11 protein-coding genes and 2 pseudogenes are annotated in these 17,345 nt (G+C 60.9%); 4 read left to right on the top strand and 9 right to left on the bottom strand.

Annotation, left to right across the window (positions count from 1 at the left end; genetic code table 11):
• Positions 1-74: 74 nt before the first annotated feature.
• The 4 genes from garD to kdgD all read right to left on the bottom strand — a co-directional run bounded on the left by garD (position 75) and on the right by kdgD (position 5,577).
• On the bottom strand, positions 75-1,628 hold the full coding sequence (gene garD, locus PSH84_RS09035) for a galactarate dehydratase (RefSeq protein ID WP_122568893.1): 1,554 nt from the start codon (positions 1,626-1,628) through the stop codon (positions 75-77).
• Positions 1,629-1,641: 13 nt separating this feature from the next.
• Positions 1,642-3,006: an MFS transporter gene (locus PSH84_RS09030; RefSeq protein WP_122568894.1), complete on the bottom strand. Its 1,365-nt coding sequence runs from the start codon at positions 3,004-3,006 to the stop codon at positions 1,642-1,644.
• Between the two features lie 85 nt (positions 3,007-3,091).
• The gene (locus PSH84_RS09025) at positions 3,092-4,537 is read right to left on the bottom strand and encodes an aldehyde dehydrogenase family protein (protein WP_122568895.1); all 1,446 of its coding nucleotides are present in this window, start codon (positions 4,535-4,537) and stop codon (positions 3,092-3,094) included.
• Positions 4,538-4,665: 128 nt separating this feature from the next.
• The gene (kdgD, locus tag PSH84_RS09020) at positions 4,666-5,577 is read right to left on the bottom strand and encodes a 5-dehydro-4-deoxyglucarate dehydratase (RefSeq protein WP_014336610.1); all 912 of its coding nucleotides are present in this window, start codon (positions 5,575-5,577) and stop codon (positions 4,666-4,668) included.
• 371 nt (positions 5,578-5,948) lie between these two features.
• On the opposite strand from kdgD, the gene PSH84_RS09015 reads away from it, so the two are divergent.
• A complete protein-coding gene (locus tag PSH84_RS09015; protein WP_122568896.1) occupies positions 5,949-6,329 on the top strand; it encodes a hypothetical protein in 381 nt (126 codons plus the stop codon).
• A 116-nt stretch (positions 6,330-6,445) separates the two neighbouring features.
• Here PSH84_RS09015 and PSH84_RS09010 read toward each other — a convergent pair.
• The 4 genes and pseudogenes from PSH84_RS09010 to PSH84_RS08995 form a co-directional block, all read right to left on the bottom strand.
• A pseudogene (locus PSH84_RS09010) lies at positions 6,446-7,194 on the bottom strand (FadR/GntR family transcriptional regulator).
• A 281-nt stretch (positions 7,195-7,475) separates the two neighbouring features.
• Positions 7,476-9,205 (bottom strand): annotated as a pseudogene (locus PSH84_RS09005) (ABC transporter ATP-binding protein/permease).
• A 92-nt stretch (positions 9,206-9,297) separates the two neighbouring features.
• Positions 9,298-9,858 (bottom strand): response regulator transcription factor, encoded by a 561-nt coding sequence (locus PSH84_RS09000; RefSeq protein ID WP_003177957.1) that lies wholly within the window; start codon positions 9,856-9,858, stop codon positions 9,298-9,300.
• The gene (locus PSH84_RS08995) at positions 9,855-11,114 is read right to left on the bottom strand and encodes an ATP-binding protein (protein WP_092171480.1); all 1,260 of its coding nucleotides are present in this window, start codon (positions 11,112-11,114) and stop codon (positions 9,855-9,857) included. Before PSH84_RS08995 ends, PSH84_RS09000 begins: the two co-directional genes overlap by 4 nt.
• Positions 11,115-11,491: 377 nt before the next feature.
• Between PSH84_RS08995 and PSH84_RS08990 the strand changes: the two genes are divergently transcribed.
• Positions 11,492-12,208, top strand: a complete 717-nt coding sequence (locus tag PSH84_RS08990; RefSeq protein ID WP_122568898.1) for an SIMPL domain-containing protein — start codon at positions 11,492-11,494, stop codon at positions 12,206-12,208.
• A 198-nt stretch (positions 12,209-12,406) separates the two neighbouring features.
• On the opposite strand, the gene PSH84_RS08985 is transcribed toward PSH84_RS08990, so the two are convergent.
• A complete protein-coding gene (locus PSH84_RS08985; protein WP_122568899.1) occupies positions 12,407-12,790 on the bottom strand; it encodes a DUF6124 family protein in 384 nt (127 codons plus the stop codon).
• Between the two features lie 1,041 nt (positions 12,791-13,831).
• On the opposite strand from PSH84_RS08985, the gene PSH84_RS08980 reads away from it, so the two are divergent.
• Positions 13,832-15,133 carry an IS4 family transposase gene (locus PSH84_RS08980; protein ID WP_305471132.1) on the top strand — a complete coding sequence of 434 codons (1,302 nt, stop codon included), beginning with the start codon at positions 13,832-13,834 and terminating at the stop codon, positions 15,131-15,133.
• A 428-nt stretch (positions 15,134-15,561) separates the two neighbouring features.
• Positions 15,562-17,163 (top strand): ABC transporter substrate-binding protein, encoded by a 1,602-nt coding sequence (locus tag PSH84_RS08975; RefSeq protein WP_305469721.1) that lies wholly within the window; start codon positions 15,562-15,564, stop codon positions 17,161-17,163.
• The last annotated feature ends 182 nt before the right edge of the window (positions 17,164-17,345 follow it).

Here is a 17,345-nt window from a genome sequence, read left to right as displayed (position 1 = left end):
AACCAGCGCTATCGCGAGCAAGCTCGCTCCCACATTGGATCTCCCACACTGGATCTCCAGCGATCACAAGTACATCAGGTAATCGGCGCAGGGTTGAACAAGGTGATGTCGTTGTACAGCTTGTGCCGCTCGGCCCAGGTCTGTTTCTTGCCGCTGGCCACGTCCAGGTAGTAGTGGAACAGCTCCCAGCCCAACTCTTCGATGGTCGCCCGTCCGGTGGCGATCCGGCCGGCGTCGATGTCGATCAGGTCCGGCCAGCGCTGGGCCAGTTCGGTGCGGGTCGAGACCTTCACCACCGGGGCCATGGCCAAGCCGTACGGCGTGCCGCGGCCGGTGGTGAACACGTGCAGGTTCATCCCCGCCGCCAGTTGCAACGTGCCGCAGACAAAATCACTGGCCGGTGTGGCGCAGAAGATCAGGCCCTTTTGCTTGAAGCGCTCGCCCGGGCCGAGCACGCCGTTGATCGCGCTGCTGCCGGACTTGACGATCGAGCCCAAGGATTTTTCGACGATGTTCGACAGCCCGCCCTTCTTGTTGCCCGGCGTGGTGTTGGCACTGCGATCGGCTTCGCCCTTGGCCAGGTAGCGGTCGTACCAGTCCATTTCCCGCACCAGCTCCTGGGCGACTTCCTGGGTTTGCGCCCGGGAGGTCAGCAGGTAAATCGCATCGCGCACTTCGGTGACTTCAGAGAACATCACCGTCGCCCCCGCCCGCAGCAACAGATCCGAGGCATAGCCCAGAGCCGGGTTGGCGGTGATGCCGGAAAACGCATCGCTGCCGCCGCACTGCATGCCCAGGATCAGCTCCGAGGCCGGCACGGTTTCGCGACGGCGCTGGTCGAGTTTCTTCAGGCGCGTTTCAGCCAACTCCATGATCTGCTCGATCATTTCGGTAAAGCCGTGACTGGAATCCTGCAAGCGATACAACCACGGCTCGCTGAGGTCCACCGAACTGTCGCCTTCATGCATCACCTGCCCGGCCTGCAATTTCTCGCAGCCCAGGCTGATCACCAGTGCCTCGCCCCCCAGGTTCGGGTTGCGTGCCAGGTTGCGCACGGTGCGGATCGGGATGTAGGCGTCGGTGGCGGTGATCGCCACGCCACAGCCATAACTGTGGGTCAGCGCCACCACGTCATCGACGTTCGGGTACTTGGGCAACAGCTCGTCCTTGATGCGCTTGACCGCGTGGTCCAACACGCCAGTCACGCACTGCACCGTGGTGGTGATACCCAGAATGTTGCGCGTGCCGACAGTCCCGTCGGCGTTGCGATAGCCCTCGAAGGTGTAGCCCTCCAGCGGCGCATCGGCCAACGGCACGTCGGTGGACAACGGCAGGCTGTCCAACGGCGGCGCGGTGGGCATGCGCAGTTGGTCTTCCTTGACCCAGCTGCCACGAGGGATCGGTTGCAGCGCGTAGCCAATGACCTGGCCGTAGCGAATCACCTCGCCTCCCTCGGGAATGTCCACCAGGGTGACCTTGTGGCTCTGGGGTACGAAGTCGACGGTGACCAGCCCGTCCGGGAACTCGGTCCCGGCCGGCACGCCCTGGTCATTGACGACGATCACCACGTTGTCCCGCTCATGCAAGCGGATGTAACGGGGCGAATCGGCATGTTCAATCAGTTGCATCGATGCCGCTCCTTCAGGATTTAGCTTCAGACAGGCTGGAAAGGTCGGCATCCTTGGCCGTGGGTTCCTTGAGTACCACACGCTTGATCGGCCCTACGATGACCAGGTAGCTGAACACCGCCACCAGCGCGTTGCAACCGACGAACACCAGTGCCCACTTGAACGAACCCGTGGCGCTGATGATGTAGCCGATGACGATTGGCGTGGTAATCGATGCCAGGTTGCCGAAGGTGTTGAACAGGCCACCGCTCAAGCCGGCGATCTGTTTTGGCGACGTGTCGGACACCACGGCCCAGCCCAGTGCGCCGACGCCTTTACCGAAGAAGGCCAGGGCCATGAAGCCCACCACCATCCATTCGATGTCCACGTAGTTGCACGCCACGATGCTGCTGGACACCAGCAGGCCGGCGATGATCGGCGTCTTGCGGGCGAAGGTCAGCGAGTGGCCCTTGCGCAGCAGGTAATCGGAAATCACCCCGCCGAGCACGCCGCCGATGAAGCCGCAGATCGCCGGCAAGGACGCGATGAAACCAGCCTTGAGGATGGTCATTCCGCGTTCCTGCACCAGGTACACCGGGAACCAGGTCAGGAAGAAGTACGTGATGCCGTTGATGCAGTACTGGCCCAGGTATACGCCGAGCATCATGCGGTTGGTCAGCAGTTGGCGGATGTAATCCCACTTCGGACCGTCGGCTTTCTTTTCCTTGCCCTTGTCCTGGTCCATATCGACCATCGCGCCATTGGCGGCAATGTGATTGAACTCGGCCTCGTTGATCATCGGGTGCTGACGCGGGCTGTAGATCACTTTCAGCCAAACCAGCGAGAACACGATGCCGATCACGCCCATCACGATGAACACGTGCTGCCAACCGAAACGGTAGACGATCCAGCCCATCAGCGGTGCGAACAACACCGTGGCGAAATACTGCGCCGAATTGAAGATCGCCGAGGCGGTGCCACGTTCTGCGGTGGGGAACCAGGCGGCGACGATCCGTGCGTTGCCCGGGAAGGACGGCGCTTCGGCCAGCCCGACCAGGAAGCGCAGCATGAACAGCGCAACCACGGCCGTGGACATGCCGAATTCACCCACATAGCCTTGCAGCACGGTGAACAGCGACCAGGTAAAAATGCTCAACGCATAGATTTTTTTCGACCCGAAACGGTCGAGCAGCCAGCCGCCGGGAATCTGCCCGGCCACATAGGCCCAGCCGAAAGCGGAGAAGATATAACCGAGGGTGACGGCATCGATGCCGAGGTCTTTTTGCAGGCTGGAGCCTGCGATGGCGATGGTCGCGCGGTCGGCATAGTTGATCGTCGTCACCAAAAACAGCATGAGCAGGATCAAATAGCGGACGTGTGTCGGCTTGGTCTCTTGCATGTAATCTACTTCCACTATTTATTTTTATACGGGAAATCAATTTGTGCGGTCGGCGCCGGGACTCGGCGCCGACCGGTGTTGCGTATTACGAACCGATGTAGGAGGTCTTCACCACGGTGTAGAACTCTTGCGCGTAGCGACCTTGCTCACGCGACCCATAGGACGAACCTTTGCGTCCGCCGAACGGCACGTGGTAATCCACGCCGGCGGTCGGCAGGTTGACCATCACCATGCCCGCCTGGGAATGGCGCTTGAAGTGGTTGGCATACTTCAGCGAGGTGGTGGCGATACCGGCCGACAGACCGAACTCGGTGTCGTTGGCCATCGCCAGCGCCGCCTCGTAGTCGGCCACGCGCACGACGTTGGCCACCGGGCCGAAGATCTCTTCGCGGCTGATGCGCATCGACGCTTCGCTGTCGGCGAACAGGGTCGGCGCCAGGAAGTAACCTTCAGTGTCGCACGTCACCAGACCGCCACCGCTGACCAGCCGCGCGCCTTCGCTCTGGCCGATGTCGATGTACTTCAAGTCCTGGCTGAGCTGGGCTTCGGAAACCACCGGGCCGATGTCGGTGCCGGCCTTCAACGCATGACCGACCTTGATCGACTGCATGCGCTCGGCCATCGCCGCGACGAACTTATCGTGGATGCCGGCGGTGACGATCAGGCGGCTCGAGGCCGTGCAACGTTGACCAGTGGAGTAGAACGCGCTCTGCACCGCCAGTTCGACGGCCTGCTTGAGGTCGGCGTCGTCGAGGATGATCTGCGGGTTCTTGCCGCCCATCTCCAACTGCACCTTGGCCTGGCGCGACACGCAATTGACCGCGATCTGCCGGCCCACGCCCACGGAGCCTGTGAAACTGATACCGTCGACTTTCGGGCTGTTGACCAACACTTCGCCGACCACCCGGCCGCTGCCCATCACCAGGTTGAACGCACCGGCCGGGAAACCGGCGCGGGAGATAATTTCAGCCAGGGCCCAGGCGCAGCCCGGTACCAGCTCGGCGGGCTTGATCACCACACAGTTGCCGTAGGCCAGGGCCGGGGCGATTTTCCACGCGGGGATGGCGATCGGGAAGTTCCACGGGGTGATCAGGCCGACCACACCGAGGGCTTCACGGGTCACTTCGACGTTGACGCCTGGGCGCACCGACGGCACGTAATCGCCCGACAGGCGCAGGCATTCACCGGCGAAGAACTTGAAGATGTTACCGGCGCGGGTCACTTCGCCGATGGCTTCGGGCAGGGTCTTGCCCTCTTCCCGGGCCAGCAGTTGACCGAGTTCTTCACGGCGGGCGAGGATCTCGGTGCCGACTTTGTCCAGCGCATCGTGACGGGCCTGGATGCCCGAGGTCGACCAGGCCGGGAAGGCGGCGCGGGCGGCTTCGATGGCGGCATTGACTTGCGCTGCGTCAGCCTTGGCGTATTCACCGATGACATCGGACAAGTCAGACGGGTTGATGTTGGTGCAATAGTCGGCACCGGCCACCCACTGACCGTTGATGTAGTTATCGAAACGCTTTGAATCTGCCACGGAGCTACTCCTTCTACAAAAGCTGTCTAGGGACGCAAAGCGTCCCTGGTGGCATTCCCACGTGGAGCGTGGGAATGAACAAGCCTTACGCAAAAAGCCGCTGATTACTCAGCGGCTTCATCGGTCTGTTACTGCTTGCCTTGCTTGTCGATCAGCGCGGCCAGGGCTTCGTATTCTTCTGGCAGCAGGTCGGTCAGCGGCGTGCGCACAGGGCCTGCGTCATAGCCAACGATCTTCGCGCCAGCCTTGACGATGCTCACCGCGTAACCGGCCTTGCGGTTGCGGATGTCCAGGTAAGGCAGGAAGAAGTCGTCGATGATCTTGCCGACAGTCTCGTGATCGTCACGGGCAATGGCGTGGTAGAAGTCCATCGCGGTTTTCGGGATGAAGTTGAACACCGCCGAGGAGTAGACCGGCACGCCCAGGGCCTTGTAGGCCGCGGCGTAGACTTCAGCGGTCGGCAGGCCGCCCAGGTAGCTGAAACGATCGCCGAGGCGACGACGGATCGACACCATCAGTTCGATATCGCCCAAGCCATCCTTGTAGCCGATCAGGTTCGGGCAGCGCTCGGCCAGTTGTTCCAGCTGGGTGGCGTTCAGGCGGCAGACGTTGCGGTTGTACACCACCACGCCGATCTTCACCGATTTGCACACGGCTTCAACGTGGGCGGCAACGCCGTCCTGGCTGGCTTCGGTCAGGTAATGCGGCAACAGCAACAAGCCCTTGGCGCCCAGGCGCTCGGCTTCTTGAGCGTATTCGATGGCTTGGCGGGTGGCACCGCCGACACCGGCAAGGATTGGCACGCTGGTGGCGCAGGTATCGACGGCGGTCTTGATGACCTGGGAATACTCGCTGGCGGCCAGGGAGAAGAATTCACCGGTGCCGCCCGCTGCGAACAATGCAGAGGCGCCATACGGGGCCAGCCACTCGAGGCGCTTGATGTAGCTGTCGCGATTGAAATCGCCTTGGGCAGTGAAATCGGTGACCGGGAACGACAGCAGGCCAGACGAGAGGATGGACTTCAGTTCTTGTGGATTCATTATTCGAACACCCTGGACGCAAATGATGTGTTGTAGGAAACGGTTAGCTTCGCTGAGAAGTTGTAGGTCATCGTACAACTTAAAATATGAACGTCAACTGCATTTCGTCTTTTGTCGGGTGTTGGGTTGAGGTGTTTGGCGTGAAGCCTTGTAAATCGGGGCTTTGGGCGCGATGGGAAGACGGATGAAACTTGCCGGAAAAGCGCCCAGGACCGCTCGTCGCCACTGTCAACTCTGCCAGTAGGCGCCGTTACGGCGAGGGGGCATAACCCACGTATGGCCGTGCTGGGCACGGCCGTAGTCCCTTTCACAATCTTTTAAGTGAGTCGCCCGCGCGCAACGAGCAGGGCTGTCTCACTGGGAGTGACATCATGGCGAAGACGTATGTGAAACCGACGCTAAAGGGTTTTCAACCCTCTGAGGAAGTCGCGATCAGTTTGTCAAATACAGAGACGTTAACAGTGGAGATTCCGGATGCAGCTTTCGAAGCGTACTCGAACGCCCGCCTAACTCTGGGCGAGGGCTCGACGCGTCCAACTCCCGTAGGCGTGTTTACGCCTCTGAGCGAGGGCGAGGAAGGTACGCCACTCAAGGATGTGACAATGCCTCTAACCAATGCCGACTTGAAAAATTACATCGACAAATACTTGACAGATTACATCGACAAATTGGTTGAGCTTCGTTACGAGGTTAGTTACGAGAGCAGGGATCCCGATACATCCGAGCCGCAGATGTTGCGGATCAAGGCGTAGGACTACGCGCCTACGATTCGTCAGACGGGCATACGGATCTAAAGCCGGACACCGCTCCCCTGTGGCGAGGGGATTTATCCCCTCGCCACAGGATGCGTCCGACGTGTCCGCGCGTCTCAGCCCTGCGCCTGTGCCTCTTCATGGGCCTGGCGCAGCCTTTCGCGGCTGTTGGTCAGGTGCAAACGCATGGCCGCCCGGGCCGCGTCGGAGTCTTGGCGGGCGATGGCTTCGTAGATTTCCTCGTGCTCGCGGCTCAGGCGATCCATGTAGTGCTGGTGGTCGTCGTGGGCCAGGCGCGCCGAGTTCAGCAGCCGGGTGCGCGGGATGATGCTGGTGCCCAGGTGGGTCATGATGTCGGTGAAGTAGCGATTGCCGGTGGACAGGGCGATTTCCAGGTGGAAGGCGAAGTCCGAGGCCACCGCGTCACTGGCGTGGGCGGCGCTTTCCTTCAAGGCGTCGAGGGCGGCGCGCATCGTCGCCAGTTGCTCGTCGCTGCGGCGCTGCGCCGCCAGCCCGGCGGATTCCACTTCCAGGCTGATGCGCAACTCCAGGATCGCCAGCACGTCGCGCAAGGTGACCACCGTGGCCGGTCGATGCGGAAACCGCTCGGGCTGGGCGTGTCCAGCACGAAGGTGCCGATGCCATGGCGGGTTTCCACCTGGCCGGCGGCCTGCAAGCGGGAAATCGCCTCACGCACCACGGTGCGGCTGACGCCATGGGCTTCCATGATCGCCGACTCGGTGGGCAATTTATCACCGCGCTTGAGCAGGCCGTCGCGAATCTGCTCGGTCAGCACCGTCACCAGCTCCTGCGCCAGGCTGCGGCGCTTGCGGGGAAGGCGGGGTACGTCGATCGGGTTTTCCATTGTGTCTGTGTCTCGGCAAGCGGCTGAATGACAACATCATAGCGCAACGTGGTTGTACGATCACCGTGGGGCACTGATATCCGGGGCTGGCGGTTAAACCGAGTCGCCTTCATCGCGAGCAAGCTCGCTCCCACATTGGATCGGTTGTGCACCTAGATATCATGATCAACACAAACCCGTGTGGGAGCGAGCTTGCTCGCGATGGCGGCGGGTCAGCCACAGCGACATCAACTGATACATCGCTATCGCGAGCAAGCCCGCTCCCACAGGTTTGGGGGTGGTCAGGCGGTTACGGTGCGCTCCACCAGTTGGCCATTTTCGATACGTACATGTCGCGGATGGAACCGTTTCAAACTGCTTCGGTGGCCGACGCTGACGATGCTCAAGCCCGGCAACTGGTCGATCAGCGCCTGGTACAGCGTCGCCTCGTCTTCTTCGTCCATCGCCGACGTAGCTTCGTCCATGTACAAACCATTGCGGTGCATAAAGCAATGCACGGGCAAAGGCCAGGCGTTGTTGCTCGCCAGGCGAGAGCATGCGCTGCCAGTGGTTGCTTTCATCCAGCCGCGCAATCAGGTGCGGCAGGCGGCAGGTTTCCAGCACCTGTGCATAACGTTCGTTGGGGTACACGTCGCCAGCCTGTGGATAACTCAACACCTCCCGCAGGCTGCCAATGGGCAGATAGGGCTTCTGCGGCAGGAACAGGTAACGCGCCGCCGGAAGCCGGATCGTCCCCGTGCCCCGCAGGCCACAAATGCCCCATCGCGCGAAACAGAGTGGATTTACCACTGCCGGAACGACCGCTGAGCATGACCCGCTCGCCCGGCGCCACGCTCATATCGGCGTTGTCGAGCAGATGACGACCGTCGGCCAGATCCAACCCGAGGTTATGAACCGCCAACGCGCTGCCCTGGTTCTGCACATCGATGGCCGGCACGCGGTCTTCGTTGTCGCTCATGGCCTGGCGGAAGCTCAGCAGACGATCACAGGTGGCGCGCCAAGCGGCGAGGTCGGCATAGGCACTGATGAACCAACTGAAATTTTCCTGCACATTGCCGAAGGCCGAGTTGATCTGCATCAGCTCGCCCAGTTGGATCTTGCCGGCGAAGTAGCGCGGCGCGGCAACGATGAACGGGAAGATGATCGCGATCTGGCCGTAGCCGGAGGTGAAGAACGTCAGGCGCTTGGACACCCGCATGATGTCCCAGAAGTTATGCCAGACCAGACCGAAACGCCCGCTCAGGCGGCGGTTCTCGTTCGGTTCGCCGTTGTACAGCGCAATGCTCTCGGCGTTTTCACGCACCCGCACCATGGAGAAACGCAGGTCGGCTTCGAAGCGTTGCTGGTTGTTGTTCAGCCCGATCAGGCGTCGGCCGATCAGATGCGTCAACCAACTGCCCACTGCCGCATACACCAGGGCGCACCAGAACATGTAGCCGGGGATGGTGTAGCCGAACACCTCGATGCTGCCGGACACGCCCCACAAAATGATCGAGAACGACACCAGGCTGACGACGGTGCGCAGCAATCCCAGCCCCAGGCCCAAGGTGTTGGTGGTGAAACTGTTAAGGTCTTCGGAAATCCGCTGGTCCGGGTTATCGGTGTAGCCGCCCTGCTCCAGTCGGTAGTAATTCTTGTTGCCCAGCCAGCGGGCGAAGTGCTGCTCGGTGAGCCAGGCCCGCCAACGAATGGTGAGCATCTGGGTGAGGTACAAGCGATAGACGGCGCCGAGGATCGCCACCGCGGCGATGCCGCAGAAATACAGGATCAACTGCCAGAACGCCGCGCTGTCCTTCTCTTGCAGGGCGTTGTAGAAATCCTTGTACCAACTGTTGATCCACACCGAAATTGCCACGCTGAACAGCGACAACGCGATGACAGCGATCAACAACGTCCAGGCCTTGCCCTTCTCCTCACTGCGCCAGTACGGCGTGGTCATTTGCCAGACACGGCGGAAAAACTGCCCGCGCACCGCGTCATTGACCGCGGAATATTCAGCGTTCTGATTCATGGTTAAGGCTCAAATAAAGAAAAGACTCGGGCCGATCATAGAACAACGGCCCGATGTGTCGCGAGGGTGGACAGCATTCGTTCAGCGCAGGTTCAGCGACGCACGGGACGTTTCTGCAATTTGCGCTGCAAGGTCCGCCGGTGCATGCCCAGGGCGCGGGCGGTGGCGGAGATATTGCCTTCGTGCTCGGTCAGCACCCGCTGGATGTGTTCCCATTGCAAGCGATCCACCGACATGGGGTTTTCCGGCACCAGGGTGTCGAGGTCGGCGTGCTCGGACAACAGCGCCGCCAGTACGTCATCGGCATCCGCCGGTTTGCACAGGTAATTGCAGGCACCGCGCTTGATGGCCTCGACCGCGGTGGCGATGCTCGAATAACCGGTGAGGATCACCACGCGCATCTCCGGGTCCAGCTCCAGCAACTTGGGCAACAGCACCAGGCCCGAATCGCCGTCCATTTTCAGGTCCAGGGCGGCATAGTCCGGCAGGTCGGCCTGGGCGATGGTCAGGCCTTCCTCGGCGGAGCCTGCGGTACTCACGCGAAAGCCGCGGCGGGACATGGCCCGGGCCATGACGCGGGTGAAGGTGGCGTCGTCATCCACCAGCAACAGGTGCGGCAGTTCTTCGCCGTCGACTTGGATCTCGTCACTCATGTTTCGTCTCCTCGGTCGGCATGGGGCAGGCGCAGCTCGGTGAGCGTGCCGCCTTCCTCATGGGGGTAGAGTTTCACCGAGCCGCCGGCGCGTGTCACGCTGGCTTTGCTCAAGAACAGGCCCAGGCCGAAACCTTTGCCTTTGGTGGTATAGAACGGCTTGCCGATCTGCTCGGCAATCGCCAGGGGCACACCGGCGCCGTGGTCGCGAATGCAGATGGTCAGTTCATAGGCGTTCCAGTCCAACGCCACTTCCAAGTTGTCGGGACAGGCATCGGCGGCATTGTTCAGCAGGTTCAACAGGGCCTGGGTCAGGTCCGGCGGCGGCGCCATGCGCGGCACCACGCCCTTGCCCAGGCACTGGAAGCGATAACTGGCTTCCGGGCGCATCAGGTGCCAGCGGTTCAGGGCATCGTCGAGCCAAAAGGTGACCGCCTGCATGTCGATGTCCAGCCGGCGATTGGCCTCGGCGGCGCGCACCAGGTATTGCAGGGTTTCCTTGCAGAGCTTGACCTGGTCCTGGAGCACGCTGAGATCGTCCTGCAGCGCCGGGTCGTGATGGTCCTGGCGCATTTCCTTGAGCAGCACGCTCATGGTCGCCAGCGGTGTGCCCAGTTCATGGGCGGCGCCAGCGGCCTGGGTCGCTACGGCCAGCAATTGCTCGTCCCGCAGGCCTTCTTCACGACGGATCGCCCGCAGCTCTTCCTGGCGGCGCAGCTCCTCGGCCATGCGCGCGGCAAAAAACGTGATGACCGCCGCGGCCAGGGCGAAGCTCAGCCACATCCCATAGATCTGCAGGTTTTCCCGAGCGATGGGGAAGGTTTCCAGTGGGTAGAAGCGCGCCAGCAGCAAGGTGTACAGCGCCAGGGCGATGCCGGACAGGATCAGCGAATACCGCCACGGCAAGGTCACGGCGGCGATGGTCAGCGGCACCAGGTAATAGGAGACGAAGGGGTTGGTGGAACCGCCGGAGAAATACAGCAGCGCGCTGTGGATAAACAAGTCCCCGGCCAGCTGCACCGCATATTCCAGCTCGGTCACCGGCCACGAGGCACGCAGGCGAATCGCCGTCAGCGCGCAGAGCACGCTGGAACAGACCAGGGTGATCGCCAGTTGCAGCCAGGGCAGTGGCAGCAGGTCGAACCAATAGGCAAGCCCCACGGAACCGGCCTGGGCCGCGAGGACCAGGATACGGATGAATGTCAGGCGCCAGAGGTTCTGGCGAGAGGCGGAAGTCATTTGCAAAGGGGCGAGCATGAGCTCTCCTGATGAGCGCTCCAGGCGAATCGCACGGAGTATAACCAAGGCGCGGGTTGCCGCGGCAGATATGCGGCAAAGCGCCACAGCTTCCAGCCTCGCTGCATGACCTTGTGGCGAGGGGATACTGTGGGAGCAAGGCTTGCCCGCGATGAAGGCGCTGCGATCTTTCATAGATGGAGGTGCCTGTTTCGCGAGCAAGCTTTGCTCCCACAGCGGGGCGGGGCGACGTTTCGCTAAATCCCCTCGCCACAAAAAGCCTCTCACCCGCAATCTGTATAGAAGTTGTAACTGTGCGAACCCGCCCATAAAAGCTAGAGTCTTATCCTTCACGCAGGCCCGGACCTTACCCCTGCGCCTCATCCCAAGGAGCTTTCATGCACACGTTCAGTCGCCCCGCCGCCCTGCTCGCCCTCAGCCTCGGCACCGTCGCCAGCCTGCCGGCCCTGGCCGCCGACGAGCTTCACTACAACCAGATTTCCCTGCGCGCCGAAGTCAACAAGGACGTGGCGCGTGACCTGATGATCGTCACCCTCTACACGGAGGAGCAAAACACCGACCCGGCCAAACTCGCCGCGACCGTCAGCACTACGCTGAACAAAGCCATCGGCCAGGCCAAAGAGGTCAAGGACATCACCCTGCGCCAGGGCAGCCGCAGCAGCTACCCGATCTACGACAACAAAGGCCAGAAAATCACCGGCTGGCGCGAACGCGCCGAACTGCGCCTGGAAAGCGCCGACTTCGCCGCCCTGTCCAAACTCACCGGCGAACTGCTGGGCGACCTGAAGATGGGCGGCATGGACTTCGCCATCGCCACCGCCACCCGCCAGAGCAGCGAAGACGCCCTGCTCAAAGACGCCGTCAACGCCTTCAAGGCCCGCGCCCAACTCGCCACCGAAGCCTTGGGCGGCAAGGGCTACAAAATCGTCAACCTGAACTTCAACACCAACGGTTATCCACAACCGTACATGCGCCCGCAGATGATGATGAAAGCGGCGTCGATGGATGCTGAGTCGGTCACACCGGAAGTCGTACCTGGCACCAGCCAGGTGACGATGACGGCGGATGGGGTGGTTGAGGTGTTGATGCAGTAATGATCGGCGGTGGTTCAGCCAGTTTCACTGACTCAACCACCGAAGCCGAGCGACAACACTCCCGTGGCGAGGGAGCTTGCTCCCGCTGGGTTGGGCAGCAGACCCGAACCTGACATCTCGGTGTATCAGATGGATGCAGTCGCTGCTGTTGGGGCCGCTTCGCGCCCCAGCGGGAGCAAGCTCCCTCGCCACGGGGGATCACGGTACAGGGCTGGCCGGTGCCTCAAGCTGATCCAGCGCCTTGTCCACCAGCAACTGGCACAACTCCACCAACTGATGAATCCCCAGCGCCACACTGCGCCGCGTACCCTCCACTTCAAAGGCCAGGTCCTCGGCCATGGCTTTGATTGAGGCCAAGGTTTCGGAGGTGCTGGTCAATAGCGTGTCGGCGTCGGCTTTGGCGGTGACGGAAAACAGGCTGTCGATGCGCTGATCGGTGCTTGGCTCTGGAGGCTTTGGGTTGAGGTAGTGATTGAGGGCGCGCTCGGCGGCGGCGCGGTCTTTGAGTAGGTCTTCGATGGAATCGAAGCCGGAAAGAGGGTTGGTTTTGTTGAAGGGTGGATCGGGGACTGACTTATCCATTTATTTGTACCTATTGAGTGATGAGGACCATCACTTGCCGTTTCTCACTCGGCAAAGTGGTGGCAGCTATGTGCAGGGGTGAGAAATCCGAGAATAGGTACTCGGCCAGACCGAAGCCTGCCCGCACACAGCCGCCATAACGCATCTACTACAGGCAGCGGATAAGCTGGCGGCAATTATGCAGGTACAGAGGCTGGATGCCTATTATTCGGGTTTCTCACGCCCGGTCGCTGAATCGAAGCGACAAGAAAAAGGTTAGAGAGCCCACTTCCGAGGGACAACCCTAAAAAGCTGTGGGATGTTTCGTTTCGGGGCCGGTGATCCTTCCGACACAAATGAATGACTCATCACACTTCTCAGGCCGCTGCAAAACCCGTGGCGAGGGAGCTTGCTCCCGCTGGGCTGCGCAGCAGCCCCAAACCTGACACCTCGGCATGTCAGATGAATGGAGTCGCTGTTTTTAGGGCCGCTTCGCGCCCCAGCGGGAGCAAGCTCCCTCGCCACGATTTTGTGGTCGGCCAGCAATTCGAGGTTGGCCCTCAGGCCGCCATCGCGAGCAAGCTCGCTCCCACAAATGGATCAGGGTATGGCCGGAGAAACAGGTCGGCTGTTAGGCCGCCTTCGCGAGCAAGCCCGCTCCCACAGGGGAAACGCGATCCCACCAAGAACCAGGTCGGCTATCAGGCCGCCTCGTGACGGACGTTGATCTCGGGCGCCCCGTTAACCACGATGGCCGAACGCAGGCATTGTGGAGTGGGCATCCCGGCATGGATGCCGGGATAGCCGCGCTGGGCCATGGATGGCCCTTCGCGGCGGGCCCACGGAGCAATGCCGGAGTGAGGGCATGCCGAGCCTAAGCGAGGCACCGAGTGGTGGGGCAAAAGCGCTTTGCTTACTTTCGCGCTCTTCGAAAGTGAGTCGCCGTAAGGGCCATCCCTTTCAAGGTCTTAGGTAAAATCCCCTGAAGTTTCTATCAGGGATACCCGAACGATGTGGGCCGATGTTCTGGAGCGTTTCGAGAAAAAAGCACCTGCCAGCGTTATGGCCAAATTGGCGCTGGAGCACGCTATTGCTCCTGAGTGGGTCGATCAGGTTTTCGAAGAACATCGGCAACGGCAGTATTCTCGTGAGCTACTGTTCTCGACCATCATCAAGCTGATGTCCCTTGTTTCATTGGGTTTGAAGCCATCCCTGCACGCCGCGGCGCGGCAACTGGAAGATCTTCCTGTCAGCCTGGCGGCCCTCTACGACAAGATCAGTCGTACCGAGCCAGCTTTGTTGCGCGCCCTGGTCACGGGCTGTGCGCAGCGCCTGGCTCCAACCATCAAGGAGTTGGGTTGCACGACGATGTTGCCGGGTTGGCAGGTTCGGGTGGTGGACGGTAATCACTTGGCATCCACTGAGAAACGACTGGGGGCTTTACGCCACGAGCGCGGCGCCGCTCGGCCCGGGTTTTCGGTGGTTGTCTACGACCCCGACCTGGATCAAGTCATCGACCTGCAGGCATGTGAAGATGCCTACGCAAGCGAGCGTGTTTGCGTGCTGCCTCTCTTGGCGGATGCCGAGCCGGGCCAGGTGTGGCTGGCTGATCGACTCTATTGCACGCTCCCGGTCATGGAGGCTTGCGAACAGGTCAAAACCTCCTTTGTCATTCGTCAACAAGCCAAGCATCCACGCTTGATTCAAGAGGGGCATTGGCAAGAACCCGTGCCTGTGGACGCGGGCACTGTGCGTGAGCAGATCATTCAGGTCAGAGGCGGTTATCAGTGTCGGCGTGTCGAACTGACGCTTCATTCGCCAACAGACTCGGGTGACAGCAGCTTGATGTTCTGGAGCAACCTGCCTGAAAGCGTCAGCGCGCAGCAGATCGCGGAACTCTATCGCCGCCGCTGGAGCATTGAAGGCATGTTCCAGCGACTGGAAACAATCCTGGAGAGTGAAATCGAAACCCTTGGTAGCCCAAAGGCTGCGTTGCTCGGGTTCGCTACTGCGGTGTTGGCCTACAACGTCCTGGCCGTACTCAAACGAAGCGTCGAGCAAGCCCATCAGGCTTCCCAGCCTGACGGCTGGGAAGCCTCAACCTATCACTTGGCGGTTCAGGTCCGGAGTGGTTATGAAGGCCTGCAAATTGCGCTGCCCTCGGAATGTCTTCCCGTCATACCTCTGGAAAAACTGGCCCAGCGCTTGTTGGAACTGGCCAGAAACATCCAACCAAAACAAGTTGCGAAAAATCCCCGGGGCCCCAAGGTGCCTAAACCCAAAACATGGGTGCAAGGCACTGCGGTGCATGCACATGTTTCAACGGACCGGGTAATCAAGGCCGCCAAAACGAAAAGACCTTGAAAGGGATGGCCGTAAGGGCGAAACCCTAAGCCGCCGTTACCGCAGCAATGGATATGTACTCAGCCAACAACATTCTGGCCGGCTGTCAGGCCGCCATCGCGAGCAAGCTTTGCTCCCACAAACCTGACAGGTGTACACCCGGAGGAAACAGGTCGGCTGCAAGGCTGCCTCGCGAGCAAGCTTTGCTCCCACAAACCTGACAGGTGTACACCCGGAGGAAACAGGTCGGCTATAAGGCTGCCTCGCAAGCAAGCTTTGCTCCCACAAACCTGACAGGTGTACACCCGGAAGAAACAGGCCGGCTATAAGGCCGCCTCGTCCAAAGCGCTATGCCCAAACCCAACAGTCCCCCTCACTTTTCGATATTTCCAACACCCCCACCCACAACGCTACTCTCCTGAAAACCGTCGCCACCCCCAAGGGATTTCATGGACAGAACCACCTTCAAACCACTTCTACTCACCCTAGCCCTGATCAGCAGCGCCCCAATGGCCCAGGCCGCCACCACCCTGGTCTACTGCTCCGAAGCCAGCCCCGCCGGATTCGACCCCAGCCAATACACCAGCGGCACCGACTTCGACGCCTCGGCCGAAACCGTCTTCAACCGCCTCACCCAATTCAAACGCGGCGGCACCGAGGTCGAACCTGGATTAGCCACGAGCTGGGACGTGTCGCCCGATGGCCTGGCCTACACCTTCCACCTGCGCGACGGCGTGAAATTCCACACCACCGACTACTTCACCCCCTCCCGCGACTTCAACGCCGACGACGTGCTGTTCACCTTCCAGCGCCTGCTCGACCCACAACACCCGTTCCGCCAGGCCTACCCCACCGAATCGCCGTACTTCACCGACATGGGCCTTAACACCACGATCAAGAGCGTCGAGAAAGTCGACGAGCACACCGTGCGTTTCAACCTGAACAACGTCGATGCCGCCTTCGTGCAAAACCTGGCGATGAGTTTCGCCTCCGTGCAGTCCGCCGAATACGCAGCGCAGTTGTTGAAGGAAGGCCAGGCCGGCGACCTCAACCAGAAACCCGTCGGCACCGGGCCGTTCGTGTTCAAGCGCTACCAGAAGGACTCGCAGATCCGCTACGCCGCCAACACCGCGTACTGGAAACCCGAGGACGTGAAGCTCGACAACCTGATTTTCTCCATCACCCCGGACGCCGCCGTGCGCCTGCAAAAGCTCAAGCGCGGCGAATGCCAGGTCAGTGGCTACCCACGCCCGGCCGACATCGAAGTGATCGAACAGGATCCGAACCTGCAAGTGCTCAAGCAGCCCGGTTTCAACCTGGGCTTCCTCGCCTACAACGTCACCCACCCGCCCCTGGACCAGCTCAAGGTCCGCCAGGCGCTGGACATGGCCATCGACAAGCCGGCGATCATCAAGGCTGTGTACCAGAGCGCCGGGCAACTGGCGCAGAACGCCCTGCCACCGGCCCAGTGGTCGTTCGACCCGAGCATCCAGGACGCGCCCCACGACGTGACCAAGGCCAAGGCGCTACTGAAGGAGGCCGGGGTTGCGCCCGGTACAACCATCAATTTATGGGCGATGACGGTGCAGCGCGCCTCCAACCCCAATGCGCGAATGTCTGCGCAGATGATCCAGCAGGATTGGGCCAAGATCGGGATCAAGGCCAACATCGTCAGTTATGAATGGGGCGAGTACATCAAGCGTGCAAAAAATGGCGAGCATGATGCAATGATTTACGGCTGGACCGGTGACAACGGCGACCCCGACAACTGGCTGGGGGTGCTGTACAGCTGCGCGGCGGTCAAGGGCAGCAACTACGCCAAGTGGTGCGACCCGGCGTATGACCGCTTGATCCAGCAGGCCAAAGTCTCGACAGACCGCCAGAAACGGATCGATTTGTACCAACAAGCGCAGAAAATCCTCAAGCAACAGGTGCCGATCACCCCGATCGCCAACTCCACGGTATTTCAGCCGATAAACAGACAAGTGGTGGACTTCAAACTCAGCCCATTCGGCCTCACACCCTTCTACGGCGTGGGTTTGAAGAAGTAACACCCGCCCACTTCCGGTGCGTTACAACCACATAGCGCACCGGGAAAGGGCGCTATTTGCCCCGAAAAAACACGCGCAAACGATCAAATGCGCCGAAAGTTACACAGATGCGACATTAAGGTACGTTCGTGCCACTGTTTCGGACTTGTGACCGCTCTGGATCTTGCATTGGGTATGGGGCC

The organism is Pseudomonas beijingensis, from assembly GCF_030687295.1.
Taxonomy (GTDB): domain Bacteria; phylum Pseudomonadota; class Gammaproteobacteria; order Pseudomonadales; family Pseudomonadaceae; genus Aquipseudomonas; species Aquipseudomonas beijingensis.
This window is presented reverse-complemented; position numbering and strand designations above follow the sequence as displayed.